At 26.9% G+C, this 14,883-nt stretch carries 11 protein-coding genes and 1 tRNA gene; 1 reads left to right on the forward strand and 11 read right to left on the reverse strand.

What is annotated here, in order from left to right; genetic code table 11:
- The first annotated feature begins 306 nt into the window (after positions 1-306).
- Positions 307-780, forward strand: a complete 474-nt coding sequence (gene bcp, locus B3Z56_RS05495) for a thioredoxin-dependent thiol peroxidase (protein ID WP_346878400.1) — start codon at positions 307-309, stop codon at positions 778-780.
- 117 nt (positions 781-897) lie between these two features.
- Here the strand turns inward: bcp and B3Z56_RS05500 are convergent, their stop codons facing one another.
- The 11 genes from B3Z56_RS05500 to B3Z56_RS05550 form a co-directional block, all read right to left on the reverse strand.
- Positions 898-3,765, reverse strand: a complete 2,868-nt coding sequence (locus tag B3Z56_RS05500; protein WP_346878401.1) for a VWA domain-containing protein — start codon at positions 3,763-3,765, stop codon at positions 898-900.
- A 59-nt stretch (positions 3,766-3,824) separates the two neighbouring features.
- The gene (locus B3Z56_RS05505) at positions 3,825-5,612 is read right to left on the reverse strand and encodes a VWA domain-containing protein (protein WP_346878402.1); all 1,788 of its coding nucleotides are present in this window, start codon (positions 5,610-5,612) and stop codon (positions 3,825-3,827) included.
- An 11-nt stretch (positions 5,613-5,623) separates the two neighbouring features.
- Positions 5,624-6,505, reverse strand: coding sequence for a DUF58 domain-containing protein (locus tag B3Z56_RS05510; protein ID WP_346878403.1), 882 nt, complete (start codon positions 6,503-6,505; stop codon positions 5,624-5,626).
- A 1-nt stretch (position 6,506) separates the two neighbouring features.
- The gene (locus B3Z56_RS05515; RefSeq protein ID WP_346849287.1) at positions 6,507-7,490 is read right to left on the reverse strand and encodes a MoxR family ATPase; all 984 of its coding nucleotides are present in this window, start codon (positions 7,488-7,490) and stop codon (positions 6,507-6,509) included.
- A 14-nt stretch (positions 7,491-7,504) separates the two neighbouring features.
- Complete coding sequence (locus B3Z56_RS05520) at positions 7,505-9,046, reverse strand: pectinesterase (protein WP_346878404.1); 1,542 nt, start codon at positions 9,044-9,046, stop codon at positions 7,505-7,507.
- Positions 9,043-9,912: an ABC transporter permease gene (locus B3Z56_RS05525; RefSeq protein WP_035135537.1), complete on the reverse strand. Its 870-nt coding sequence runs from the start codon at positions 9,910-9,912 to the stop codon at positions 9,043-9,045. Before B3Z56_RS05525 ends, B3Z56_RS05520 begins: the two co-directional genes overlap by 4 nt.
- Positions 9,913-9,924: 12 nt before the next feature.
- Positions 9,925-10,851: an ABC transporter ATP-binding protein gene (locus tag B3Z56_RS05530; RefSeq protein ID WP_346849284.1), complete on the reverse strand. Its 927-nt coding sequence runs from the start codon at positions 10,849-10,851 to the stop codon at positions 9,925-9,927.
- Positions 10,852-13,236: a hypothetical protein gene (locus tag B3Z56_RS05535; protein ID WP_346878405.1), complete on the reverse strand. Its 2,385-nt coding sequence runs from the start codon at positions 13,234-13,236 to the stop codon at positions 10,852-10,854.
- Positions 13,237-13,520: 284 nt separating this feature from the next.
- Positions 13,521-14,246 (reverse strand): viral A-type inclusion protein, encoded by a 726-nt coding sequence (locus tag B3Z56_RS05540; RefSeq protein ID WP_346849282.1) that lies wholly within the window; start codon positions 14,244-14,246, stop codon positions 13,521-13,523.
- 13 nt (positions 14,247-14,259) lie between these two features.
- Positions 14,260-14,613, reverse strand: a complete 354-nt coding sequence (locus tag B3Z56_RS05545) for a hypothetical protein (protein ID WP_346849281.1) — start codon at positions 14,611-14,613, stop codon at positions 14,260-14,262.
- Between the two features lie 176 nt (positions 14,614-14,789).
- Positions 14,790-14,865, reverse strand: a tRNA-Phe gene (locus B3Z56_RS05550).
- Positions 14,866-14,883 lie beyond the last annotated feature (18 nt).

Below are 14,883 nucleotides of genomic sequence, written 5' to 3' on the forward strand. Positions count from 1 at the left end.
TTCTTGTTGTTTTCTGCCGCTTCTCTCAGCGACAAGACTTATCTTATCATGATCTTAAATAGATTCAATTTCATTATTTACCTGTTAGCTAGATAATATTCATATATTCCTATATTTTTCACCAACATACTTCTATTTTCTTGTACTGATACACCAGGACAAGTATCCTTATATATGTTTACTATATATTTATATTAATCCTTTTTTCTAGACTTTTTGTATATTTTAATCCCCATTAATGTTATAATATTAATAATAGATATTAGTTAATTATTAGTATTAACTTTCTTTAGGAGGATGATAATAATGAATGATACATTACAATTAAAAAAAGCTCCAAACTTTTCTTTAATAGGTAGTGATAACAATACTCACTCAATTGGTGACTTCTTAGGCAAAAATATAGTATTATACTTTTATCCAAAAGATAATACCCAAGGTTGTACAAATGAAGCTATAAACTTTAGAGATAGCAAAGAAATATTAGATGAATTAGATACAGTAATTATTGGAATTAGTAAAGACAGTATTAAATCTCATGAAAGGTTTATTGAGAAACAAGAACTTAACTTTCTTTTGTTAGCTGATGAAGATAAATCTGTTTGTCAATTATATGATGTTCTAAAAGAAAAGAATATGTATGGTAAAAAGACTATTGGAATAGAAAGAAGTACTTTCATAATAAATAAAGATGGCTACATAGTTAAAGAATTTAGAAAAGTTAAAGTTCCAGGCCATGTAGATACAGTAGTTAACTTCATTAAAGAAAATTTAGTATAGATATATCATTTAAAACATATTTTTAACAAAACATCTAACTATTTATATATAATTAAAATGAGCAACCCTTTCACTTACAATAAAAGGGTTGCTCATTTTTAATTTAAACATATATTTTTAATCTTCATTTCTCTCACGCTTCTTTTTTAATAACTCACCTGTGTTAAGACCCCTATTTTGATTTTTGGATTTATCCCTATTAAGTCTATCTTTACATATGCTTATACGCTTTATACTAGTTTTTTCCTGTTTTATATCTAGCTTTTTTTCTTCTAGATCTGTTTTTATAATTTCTTTTTTAAATATATTTTCTTCTTCTTTATTTTTCTTAGTTAAACTACCTATCTTTTTTGCTTTTATAGTATTATTTTCTTCTTTATATTGTTTTATTTTACTTGCATATATCTTTTCTTTAATGTTATAAAAGAGCTTCTTGTTTATATACCTCTTTAAACCTAATCTTCTATAAGTTATATCAAATAAAAACAATAACATAGCTGTTATTAATAATAAATTAGTTATATTTCTTTTAGTATGCCCCTTATTGCTCTTTATCTCATATATATCCTCTACAGAATTTATAATTTTTCCTTCAGTATCTTCTACTAAAGCTAATAAACTATTAGATTGTTCTTGAAATTTATATTCGGGAGAATATTGATATGCAAACCCTCCTAATTGACTAGCTATAGTCTTACCTTGTAACTCTTCAGTAATGTTAAAACTATAGAATCCCAATTCACTCATAGGTACATTTCCTTCATATTTACCAGGTGATACTTGTTTTAGTTCAAATTCTGACGTAGTGTTTCCTTCAAAGGTATACGCTCCTTTAACCTTCTTATTATCCTCATGATTGTTAGTCTCATATTGTACTTTGGCAATACTTCCTTCCTGTGTAATACTTAAATTTCCACTACTATCATAATCAATCATTGTCCATGATATTATATTACTAAAAAGTTGTGGTGTTTTTTCAAACGCTAATAAATCTTTACTCCATTGACCATTTACATCTGAGGTAAAAGCTACTACTCTACCAATACCATATTGCCATGCTGCTAAAACCGGTTCATCCATATGAGAAGTCATTATCTCTATAGCTGTATTTTTTATAGAAGTACCTACATAACCAAAAAGATGTGGAAATTTCCCTCCATCTATAACATTATTCAAAATATCATGATGAGCAGATACTTTAGGAGTAAATTCTTCATTTATTAAGTATTCCCCAGTAGATATTAATATTTCATTTGCAAATATTCTTGGTACATCTGTATATATATCACTATGATAGTACCTCCCCCCAGCATTATTACTAAGCCATTCTAACAATTGATTATTACTATCAGTACCTATAGACACTGTAGATAAAGTCATTTTATCCTTCTTAATATCATTTATTAAAGCTTTATATTCATTTTCTCCCATACCATCTTGTCCATCTGTTAATAGTATTATATGTTTTATTTTTGCACTACTTTCTTTTTGCTTGTTATAAGCTTCATTTAGCGCTGAATATATAGACGTTCCACCTTCAGCTATAATACTATTAATTTTATCAGAAACCGTATCTTTGTTAGATAGCTTTTGCATAGGTACTGCCCAGCTATATTCTGTATTAAAAGTTACTACACCTATATTATCAGTTTCTCTTAAATTATCTAGGGATCTAATTGCAGCCTCTTTTGCTAAACTAATTTTACTAAAACTGCCTTGATCTGAAGACAGCATACTAGAAGATCTATCTAATACCAACATTAAAGATATCTCCGGAATTTCATTTTTACCTTTTTTATCAGAGCTAACAGGAAGTATCTCTTCAAAAACCGAATTCTTATATCCTCCTAAAGCATAAGAATTATCTCCCCCTGTAGTTATAATTGCACCACCATAATCTTTCACATAACTTTCCACATTATCTAAAAAACCTTTAGGTAAATCGTCTACATGGGTATTGCAAAGAAATATTCCCTTATATTCTATAAGTTCATTTATAGATCTAGGTGCAGTACTAGGATTTATCATAGTATAACTACTACCTATGGTCTTTAGATTTTCTTCAAGTCCCTTTCCTTCACCAACTTTTCCTTGTATTACCAAAATCTCTGGTTTTGAAACTATATTAGTATATGTTGTATATTCATTATTATATGAGATTCCATCATTTTCTGGCTCTATAACTACTTTATATGGTTTAAACCCACCTTTATGTTGAATATCTTTAAATAAAAATGTATTATCGCCCTTTTCTATATCAATTTCTTTTTCACTTTTTTTTTCTCTTCCTGAATATACTGATATTCTTGATTTTGTCTTAATATTAGATTTAATATTTACAGTTACAGAAAATTCTTCTCCTATAGCTACTTTGTCAAGTATATCTATATCTTCTATATATACATCTTCTACTTGTTCACTATCTACTTTATATACTTGAAAATCAATCTGATTATCCTTAAAATAAGTTGACGTTTCTAATATATCACCTTGATTTTCTTTTCCATCTGTAATTAAAACTACTCTCTTATAGTCACTATCTTTAAACATGCTTAAAGAAAATTTTATTGCTTCTTCTATATTAGTAGTATTACCAATTGGAGAAGTTTGAATATCATTAAAGCTTTTAGAGTAGGTAAGGAACTGTTCTATTTCTTGATTTTCACCAAAAGTAACTATTCCTATTTTATTATTTGATGGTGAAGCTTCTATAGCACTTTTTACAAATTCCTTTATTTCACCTTTATAATTACTCATACTATGAGATAAATCCAATAAAAATATGGTTGATGATTCCTTTGTCTTAATACTTATACTTATGTTACACATAGCAAGTATAAGTATTGTTATAATAATAAACTTATTTATATTAATAAAACTAATACCTTTGTCTTTTAATTTAATCTTTTTAGATATCAAGTACATTACCATGAGAATTATTGGTATTAAAAATAACAAATATACTTTTTCAATTTCAAAGTTCACTCCAGTCCCCCCTTTCTAATGATTATATAGCTATAAAAAATTAATTTTTAATATATACTTTAATATCCCTTTTTATACAAAACCCATTCCACAATAATAAAAAGCATAATTAAACTTATTATATAAGGTGTTATATTTAACATTCCTTTAATGCTACCCTTGTTATTTGATCTAGCTTCTAAATCTTCTATAGTATCTTCCATTATATTTCCTTCCTCAATAGATGGAAAATTAATAGAGAACATTTCATTAAAACTATGATTATTATCTTCTATAGCATAAACTCCAAGCTCTAAATTTTCCTTTAATATACTATCATTCTCTATAGTATGCACTCTTCCACTGGGAGTAGTTAAAATTAATTCATCATATACTGAACTTCCATTTATTTTTATATCCTCTCCACCAATATAATTACTATTAACTATATTTCTATCTATAAGCTCTTCACATATATAATCAATAAGCATAGGAAACTCTGCTTTAAGTGGCAAATCAGTATCATGAAAATCAAAATTTACTACAGCAACTTTCTGATTATTATGTTTCCCGAGAAATAATACAGATTTATCTCCTATATTTATTAAAGACTTTGCCCATGACGGCATTTCAGTCTTCTTTATTTTAGATGCTATAAAAGTCATATTCTGAAGGTATTTAGGTATATCTTCACTAACTACCGCAGCTTCTCCACCAGCTTGTTCACCTAATACACTAAATAAATTATTTTCTGTTGGATTAACTATTAAAATATTACCATCCTGAGGCATATATTCACCTAACATGCCATCAAAAATATATAAATTATATCTATCCTTTTCAGATATATTACTTATATCATTAGTTTTTATTACATCTGCCTTACTAACTACAGACAAAGCTTTCTCCAAAAATACATTTTTATTACTTACAAGCAATACTTTTTTATCATCATTATTCTTCATTACATGATAAAATGTATTATCTTCTAATATGGCATCCTTTCCTGATATTTCACCTTTTAAGTAATCTATATCAGTATCTTCTATATTAAAATTAAGTGTAATCTCTTCTCCTTTTTTTAATTCTATGGAAGTAGCTTCTAGTAATTCCTTTTCCCCATAAAGATAAAAATCTCCACTATAATCATCATTTCCTCTATTTGTTATGGTTGATATTATTGATACCTTTCCATCTTCTATTTTATGAGCAATATTATCTATAGATATATTAGATTTGTTTTTATCTAAATAAACTATTCTTCCATTTATATCTCCTATGTCTAATTCTTCATCAGTTATAAATAACACCTCATAATTTTTTAGCTCTTTAGTCATTGATTCAACTAATTTTATAGAACCATTTAAATCCCCTGGACTAAGACTTTTAGTTATGCTGTCAATTTTATCTTTAACTAAGTCCTTATTTTTTGATGCTGTAACTAATACCTCCACATCCTTATTTGCTGTAATAACAGATATCTTTGTACTATTTGCAGCAGATTCTATATATTCTTTAGCTATAGCTTTTCCTCTATCGATACAGTTTTCCTCCTTATTTATACCTAACATACTAGCTGAGTTGTCTATTACTATTATTAAATCAGTATATTCCTTACCAAAAAATCTTATAAATGGATTCATAAGAGCTAATATAATTAATAATGCAATCAATATTTGGAGGAATAACATAATATTTTTCTTTAATTTTTCAAAAGGACTATTAACTTCTAGTGTTTTATATATTTCTTGCCAAAATATTAACGATGATACTGAGAGATCCTCAGATTTTTCCTTTAAAATATATAATAAAATTAAAAAAGGTATGGTTACTAAAAAAAATAATGGCCATATATTCAAAAAGCTCATAAATTTCCTCCTTACCCTAAAAGTTTATGATTAAATAAATCTGTTAAAATTATTTTTTCTATATCCTCTTCCGAATTTACCCTTATAAAGGCTCCACCATACTTTTTAACTATGTTTTTTAACATATCTTCATGTTCCTTTATCCTAGATTTATATAATTTTAATATCTTTGGTGTTATTGATACTTTAGCTTCCTCCTTAGTTTCCATATCTATAATATTCTTAGTTCCTATAATCTCAGGATCTCTTTCTTCTTTGCATAATATCTGTATAAATACAACCTGTTGTTTTTTATAAGTAAGATACTTCACTATTTCTTCTATTTCTTCTTCTCCATTAGAAATTAAAAAATCTGATATTAGAATAGACATACCTATATTAGTAAATCTATTTTTTAATATAGTTGATTTCAGGTTTGTTTTACCACTAAACTCTAAGCTTTCTAAGCCATCTATAATCTTAATAAAAGATTCTTTTCCCCTTGACCTGTTAAATAGTTCAGTTCCCTCTTCCTTTAATACACTAATTCTTACCCTATCAAGATTATTAATAGCAATATAACTTAAGGATGCTGCTATTTTTAAGGCCATGTTTCCTTTATTAAATTCTCCAAAATCCATAGATTTGCTACAATCTATAAATATACTAAAGTTACCTTCTCTTTCTTCCATAAAAAGTTTTACAAATAATTTTTCAAATCTTCCATAAGCATTCCAATCTACCCTTCTAAAATCGTCCCCATGAACATACTCTCTAAAATCTGAGAACTCTACTGAAGTTCCTCTAGCTTTAGATTTCCGCCCTCCTTGAGTTCCTTTGGATAACTTAAGATTTAATTTTATACTAATATTATTTAGTTTTTTAAAAAATTCTTTATCAAATTTCCTGTTCATTTTATATAACCTTCAAACTTTTAATAACTTCTTTAATAACCATATCAGTAGTTATACCTTCTGATACAGCTTCAAAATTAAGGAATATTCTATGTCTCAACACTGCATATGCAATATCATTTATATCTTCAAAGGCCACATTAAGTCTACCCTTTAAAATAGCTTCTACCTTAGAACCATTAAAAAGACCTTGAGCTCCCCTTGGACTTGCTCCTACTTCTACATACTTTTTTACAAAATCATTAGAATATTCACTTTCAGGATGAGTTGCTAATATGAGTTTTAGCGCGTATTCTTTAACTGCCTCTGCCATAGGTACTTCTCTTACAATAGACCTCATAGCCAATATATCTTCACCTGTGAGTATATCTTTCAAATCTACATTGTTATTAGTAACAGTAATATCCATAATGTCCTTTAACTCATTTAAGGATGGAAAATCGACTTTTAACTTAAATAAAAATCTATCCATCTGAGCTTCTGGAAGAGGATAAGTTCCCTCCATCTCTATTGGATTTTGTGTAGCTAAAACCATAAATGGATTAGGTAAATTATATGTGGTTCTTCCTACGGTAACAGTTTTTTCTTGCATGGCTTCTAAAAGAGCTGATTGAGTCTTAGGAGTAGCTCTATTGATTTCATCTGCTAAAACTAAATTGGCAAATATAGGGCCTTGTTCAAATTTAAATTTAGTTTCTTCTTTATCTTTAACAATAAGGTTTGTTCCAACTGCATCAGCAGGCATAAGATCCGGTGTAAATTGAATTCTAGAAAAACTTAGCTTTAAGACCTTAGAAATAGTTTTAACTAGTTGGGTTTTTCCAAGTCCTGGTACCCCTTCTAGAAGTATATTTCCTCCACATAAAATTCCTATTAAAACCTTTCTTATTACATCCTTTTGACCTATGATACCCTTAGATATTTCAATTTCACACTTATTTATTTTCTCTACAGTATCTTCTATTAATTGTTTATTTATCTCCATTTTCCACCTCATTCTTATTTTAATTCTTCAAAGTATTTTTTTATTAAATCTTGCAGCGACTTTGGTATTGATTTATTTTTAAGTCCTACTATCTCACTATTAGAATATTCATGAATAATTTTTTCATAGTCTATAGAATCTCCAGCTATGTTTACTCCATTCTCTGTAGTGATACTTTGAGAATTTCCGCCTTCTGATATATTTCCTTTTAAATTTTCATCAGCACCTGTACCTCTATTAGGAAGAAATACTTTTTCACCACTGTTAAGCTTTCCTTCTCCATTTTCTTTATTTCCAGTATCCCATCCACTTCCATTTCCTGAACCACTACCATTTCCCATTCCATTACCTATACCATTGCCGTTACCATTCCCTTGGCCATTCGTTCCATTTCCACTTTGATTATTTTGTGCTCCAGTACCATTTTTATTATCTCCATTATCAGCATTGATGGAATCCTTATTTAAACTTATCAAAGCATTTTGTAACTTACTAAGATCTATATTCCCACTACTAATGGATGCTGCTGCAGAGGATAATGCACCTTTTAAATTTTCATCTGCTATATTAGCAGATATATTCTCAAGATTATTTGAAATTTCTTCTTTATCTTCATCTTTCAAATTCTTTAAATCTTCCCCTAATTTATCTAAAGCTTCTTTAATTTTATCTCCATCCTGAGAATTTATAGCTTCACTAAGCTCTTTCATTTTGTCAATTTTAGATAACTCCTTAGCTATTTTATTTAAAATAGCTAATTTTTCACTTGTTTGTTCTTTGTTTAAATTTAATTTTTTCAAAATATTCTGTATTTTTTTTTTACTATCCACACTATCTAAGTTTTTCTCTATATTATCTAGTTTTTTCTCCAGCTTATTTAAAGCTTTTTCTGTATCTAATTTACTTTTACTCTTCTTTATTTCATCTATAGACTTATCTAATTCCTTTACTATATCTAACTTATCATCCTCTAATAACTCCTCACTACCCTTAGTGTCTTTTTTCTCATCCTTTATTTTTTCTATTACTTCTTTATTAAACTTCTTCATCTTTCTAATCTCTCTAGCTTGGTTTTTAGCAGTAGTCGGAATACATAAAATTATAATCAAAACTGTTAAAATAGCTATTAAACTATATAAATTCTTTCTTTTTATGTGAAAAGGAGTAATTTTTGAAATCTTAATTTCTCTTATTACCTCTATGGTATCTTCCTTCTGTGCATTTGATATGTTGTCATCCTTATTTATTAATTCTAATGAAGTAATTAATCTCTCATTAAGCCCCTTAGAATCTAGATTAAGAGCTACCTTTTTATTATCTGGTCTAAGCTTATACAAATATACAAATATATAAATACTAATAGATATAGCGAATATAATAAAGCATATTTCAAATAAATTGTATATGGGTATAAATAACCCTAATATACTTGCCATAGAGGAAATACTTAATGCCACTATTAGTGACACTAGTAAATTCTCTATAAATACATTTAGCCTTATTCTTTTTCCACCTTTCTTTATAAACTTTGAAATTTGTTTATCTATATTGTTCATCTTCTCACCTTAATAATTGATTTTCTTACTGGATTTAATCTCCATGCTGAAAGTAATATTAGCAATAATGTTACTATTCCTTGATTTATTAAAGATATAACAAATATTTTATTTAAATTCATATAGTTTATTAAATCAGGAGCAAAGTATAAAATTCCATTTTGTTTAATTAGAATATATATAAACTCAATAGTTGGATTAATATACAACCAAAATGGTAGATTTATTGTAAATGTTGATATTGTATTATTAGATAATGCATCATAATAATCTCTACTAATCACAACAAAACCTATTATAATAGTTCCAATTACAATAAATAAAACCGTTAATATACTTGCCACCGTTGAAGATTTTGAACTCTTAAATACAGTAGACATAAATATCCCTATAGATCCCACATATATAGTTGTGCTTATAAAAAATAGTGTTAATATAATTAATTCTTTAAAACTAGTACCTCCAACTAAGAAGTTTATAGCATATATTGGCATAGTGCTAATAATTAATAAAGCAACTTTTGTTACAGTTGACATTAATTTTCCTAAAACTATTTTCATAGGTGACAGATTAGTTGAAAGTAAAATATCTAATGTCTGCCTTTCTCTTTCTCCTGTGATTGATGTAGCTGTAAGTACTGGTACTATAAACATCAATAATACCGCTTGCCCACAAGCTAAAGCAAAACTTAGTATTGTAAATTTACTTAAATCTATTCCCATACCATATTTATCACTATTTATAATAAAATAAGCCCACATAGCTACTATTGAAAGTATCCCTACATATAACATAACCATTAAATTAAATCTGAAGGTTCTAACTCCTACCTTGCTTTCATTCTTCAATATAGGATTAATTTTCATAATTCTTTCCCCCTACTTCGATTCCTTTTCAGTAATCTTTATGAATACATCCTCTAAATTTTCACTTACTTGAGTAAAAGAAACAATAGGTATATCCTTTAATACCAAAGCCTTAATAGTATTAGATATTTCTATTTCTCCTCCATTGAAAAAAACTGTAAGTTCTTTTGAATTTTCCTTTATATTTGTTATATATGGAAGTTCACTAAGTATAACCTTTGATTCCTTAACTTTATCTCTTACTATTATTTTTAATGGATTATTACTACTCATTCTGCTTAGTAAGTTATTTATACCACCGGAGTATATCAAATTACCTTCTTCTATAATTCCAACTGATGTACAAATTTCATTCATTTCAGAGAGTATGTGAGAACTTATGATAACTGTCTTATCCATGTCTTTGAGATTTTTCAAAATACCCTTCATCTCAAATCTAGATCTAGGATCCATTCCTGAAGCTGGTTCGTCAAGAATTAACAGCTCTGGATTATGAACTAAACTTCTTGCAAGGCAAAGTCTTTGTTTCATCCCTCTAGATAATCCGTCTACATAGGCATGTTTTTTTTCTTCTAAGTTAACTAATTCTAGTAAATCCATTATCAAATCTTTTGATTCTTTTCCTACAATCCCATAAATAGATGCATAAAACTCCATATACTCTATAACTTTTAGGTTCTCATAAGACCCAAAGAAATCAGGCATATATCCGATTTTTTCTTTTAACTTTTTATTATCCTTTAAAGCATCTATCCCATCTACATATATTTCTCCACCGTCAGCCGGTAATAGTCCAGCAATGATTTTCATAGTTGTACTTTTCCCTGCTCCATTAGGACCAATAAATCCAAATATATCCCCTTTTTTTAGATGCATATCTAATCCATTAACCGCTTTATATTTACCATAAAACTTTTCAAGATTTATTATAGTTAACATCTACTTCACCTTACCCTTCACAGAAATATCCGGAATTCTAGTCCACTCTTCATTATTACCATGAATTTTAATTTTAATATTTCCATCTAAGATGTAGTCTTCTATGTTAGTTAAGCTTAACTCATCATCAAAATTTAATACTTCATAATCTTTAATCTTGTAATTGTAAATTTTATACTCACCCTTCATTTTGGAACTACCTTGAGAGTAATTCTTTTGAAAATTAATACTTTCTATAACTACATCTTCTTCTTGTAATTGATAACTAAGTATTAATTCCAAGTTTCCACTTATTGTTCTTTCATTAGGGTCATAATGTCCATCTACATTACTTTGTTCCATTATATATGGTACAAAATAACCATATGGATATTCTATAGTGCCATCTTCTGACTTATAACTTATATTTATATCATTTATGAATATAGTATCATTTTTATTCAAAGGGGCTTTACCATTTACTTTTAAATCATATTCTACTTCCTTTTCTGTAACCGCAATTAGTTTAGAAGTATTTTTATTATTATCATGCATAGAGTTATTATATAAATAATCCAATAACTCACAAGTTCTTAACTCATACTTTTTATTATCTTTATTTTTATTACCATTATTATAATTATCATCTCTAATTTTATTAGTTATTTCCCACATATTTAATGCTGAAGTAAATTTATCACTATCCTCTACAGATATCTTTTCACCATTAGCTAAACTTCCCAAATCCCATATTTTATATGGAGTCATAACCACTAACTTTTTAATATCACACCCTAAATTATTGGTAATATATCCCGTTAGCTTACCACTATAAAATTTCAATTCCTGCTCCAATGGTTCAAAGGTAGTATTAAAATTACTAACCTGAAAAACTTCCGGACTAAATGAAGACACTTCACCAAAATTATAGTATGTCTTATCCCCTTCTTTTATCATATTTAATCTCATAGTTGCATTTTCATTGCTATTATAATTATTATTATATCTATAATAGTCATTGGTATTTTCTATGAGATTTAGATTTATATCTTCTGGTTCTTCTATTACTACTTTTCTACTTTTGGCTGTTAATACCCCTAGATAACTCTCGATCTTTGTCTGTCCATCTAAATCTACTGATACAATATTTACTTTATTCGCTATAATGTCTTGTACCCTTGAATTACTGCCTATAAAATATATAAGAACTGTAAACCCAATAGATATTATCGGTATTAATAACCATACATAATCTCTTTTATTTAGCCTCTTCAATACAATATAGATTAGTACGCCTATAATTAATATATATATTATAAAAAGTATTATCATAAGCTGAAAAGATGGCAGACCTATATCCTTAACTGTACTTAATAATGAATTTAAATTCCAAAATCCTTCTCGACCATTGTCAATTTTATTATTAAAATCTGATGTTATTTCTCCCCATACTAAATTATTTTCACTTGATTTTGAAATCTTTTCTGTAGCTAAATCCCAGGGAAATACAATAACCTGTCCATTTTTCTTAATAATCTTGCTTATAAAATTATTATCCTCAAACAAGCTCATAGAATCTTCGATATTCATTTTCACTGCTAATACATTTACATTACCTTCTCCAATACTCATGTCCCGTGATATGGCTTCAGAAAAAGTACCATTTATAATTTTATTATTAATACCACCTATAACCTTTTTATAATTCTCTCCCGTACCAACTACTAAAATTCCTCCATTAGATACCCATTGATTTAAATTAGTTATATTATCCTCTGTTAATTTTAACGTATCATAATTATTTATAATTATCATATCAATAACATCTAAAAACTTAGAATTTTTCTCTATAACTTCTTCTGATATACTAACTGGAATTAACTTTTTATTCCTCATATCAGGATTATTATTCATATTGACATTAATATTAGATATATAATTTAAACCATTAAAATCATCAGTCAATACACCTACTAATATATCTCCATCATTTAATCTTCCTTTATTAACATTGATTGTTTCTTCATGTATAACTTCATTATTATCTGTAATTAACCTTACTTTAAACTTATTCACAATATTTATGTTGTACCACAAGCTCTTAGTTGTATTTTCAGCAATATTTATATTTTCAGTATTTAAATCATATTTATTTGTATCTGGAACCAATGTTTCAATTTGTATCTTCCCCTGAAACTCCACCCCATTGTTTGTAATCACTAAATTGATAGGAGTTTTACTATTAATTTTATATCTTCCATCTACCCCATAAGAAGCCTTTAAATTTATGTTATATTTATTATCTATTGCACTTGCTATATTGAAATTTAAAATATTATATATAAAAATTATACTTAATATAGTCAGTATGAACCTGGATTTTATTAATTTGTTTTTTAAAATCATTAATTTACCCCCTAATTAATCTAAAAACATCTATTATTTATGTCTAATCTATAAATATATTTAGTTTAAATTGAATATATTTATTTTTTTTATTTTTATTTACTACATGTTTAATTTTAGCATAGTTTAATTAGTAAATTTATTACAAATACATTACAATTTATTTATATATTGCTTACAATTTATTTACGAAATAATTTTGTAAAAATCTATATAAAATATATATTTATAAAAAAATGTAGATAAGTTTTATTTGTATAACCTATCTACATTTATATTTATATTTATTCTTTTTGTAATTCTTCTTCAGATTTTTTCTCTTCATTTTCATTGTTTTCTAATTTATCAATTTCATTCTTAATTTTATCCTTCATCCTATTAGCATTTTTATTTATATTTCCTATCTCATTGGATATCTTAGATTCTATATTCAATATACCTTTACTTAAGCTAGTTAATTTTTTATTATTATACGAATTAGAATTTTCATTGGGCTTAATATATCCTGATTCAACTTTTAATCTATTTTTTATCTCTTTTAGTCTACTTATATATTCAGTAGAATGACTTATCTCTATTAGTTCATTTAAACTAGCAGATATTATAACTCCATCCTTTACTTCATCCTCAGTTACTTTATTCTTTTCTGCTTCTACTTTTTTTGCTTCAAGTTCCTCTTTTTTCTTGTCTATTTCTTTTTGCTTCTCATTCATTAATAATTGTTGTATTTGAGCCTCTACTTCCTGGATTTTACTATTTATTTCTTCCATCTTATACTTTTTTTCTTCTGGACTCATCTGCTTTTCTCTTAAAGCTTCCTTTTGGTGCAATAATTCTTGCTTTATCTTTTCAAAATTATTAAGTAGCTCATTTTGATTATTTTTATTATTGAATTTTAAACTTTTACCTTCTTTGTTTTCTTCATCCACTTTAATATTTTTAAACAATGAACTTGTTTTGTTAATATTATTATTTTGTGATATGTTTATTCCCATTGCATTTATTTTCATTTTCTTTATCTCCTTATTTATTTATAATGGTATTTAAAATTTCTTCTTCTTTATCTATATACTCTCTAATCTCTGGATTATTTAATAACTTTTCTCTTACAACTTCAGTTATTATTCTATTTTCATTCATTAAATCAATTAGACTTTCGGCCACTATAATATCTCCTTCTGGCTCATTATCTTTGTCTACTTTTTTTATATTATCTTTAGTTGGTTGCTTTTTAAATTTATTTAATTGTTCCTTAAAGTTTTTATTCTTGTTATTATTTAAATCATCATTAATTCTATTTGATTTATTAAGCTTTTTAACTTTCCTATTTTCATAAATTGTAAGTTTTTCAGTATCAAGATATGTTCTGTCTACCATAATACTCTCACTCCTATCAAACTCCATTACTTAATTATCGTATTCTTATATTTTATATTAATAGAATAATTATCCAAAATCCTAAAATAAATAAAATTTAATTGATTTATACTATAGCTTATATTAGTTATAAAAAACCAATAAAAAAAGAACCTAGATTATAAAATCTAGATTCTTGGTGGCTCGAGCAGGAATCGAACCAGCGACACGAGGATTTTCAGTCCTCTGCTCTACCGACTGAGCTATCGAGCCACGTTAAAAACCTGGCAA

The sequence above is a fragment of the Clostridium sp. UBA7791 genome (genome assembly GCF_002480755.1).
GTDB lineage: Bacteria > Bacillota > Clostridia > Clostridiales > Clostridiaceae > Clostridium_J > Clostridium_J sulfidigenes.

Coding starts and splice junctions, on each gene's coding strand:
- bcp (WP_346878400.1), top strand. CDS start 307: ATGAATGATACATTACAATTAAAAAAAGCTCCAAACTTTTCTTTAATA.
- B3Z56_RS05535 (WP_346878405.1), bottom strand. CDS start 13,236: ATGATTTTAAAAAACAAATTAATAAAATCCAGGTTCATACTGACTATA.
- B3Z56_RS05545 (WP_346849281.1), bottom strand. CDS start 14,613: ATGGTAGACAGAACATATCTTGATACTGAAAAACTTACAATTTATGAA.
- B3Z56_RS05515 (WP_346849287.1), bottom strand. CDS start 7,490: ATGGAGATAAATAAACAATTAATAGAAGATACTGTAGAGAAAATAAAT.
- B3Z56_RS05525 (WP_035135537.1), bottom strand. CDS start 9,912: ATGAAAATTAATCCTATATTGAAGAATGAAAGCAAGGTAGGAGTTAGA.
- B3Z56_RS05540 (WP_346849282.1), bottom strand. CDS start 14,246: ATGAAAATAAATGCAATGGGAATAAACATATCACAAAATAATAATATT.
- B3Z56_RS05510 (WP_346878403.1), bottom strand. CDS start 6,505: ATGAACAGGAAATTTGATAAAGAATTTTTTAAAAAACTAAATAATATT.
- B3Z56_RS05520 (WP_346878404.1), bottom strand. CDS start 9,046: ATGAACAATATAGATAAACAAATTTCAAAGTTTATAAAGAAAGGTGGA.
- B3Z56_RS05505 (WP_346878402.1), bottom strand. CDS start 5,612: ATGAGCTTTTTGAATATATGGCCATTATTTTTTTTAGTAACCATACCT.
- B3Z56_RS05530 (WP_346849284.1), bottom strand. CDS start 10,851: ATGTTAACTATAATAAATCTTGAAAAGTTTTATGGTAAATATAAAGCG.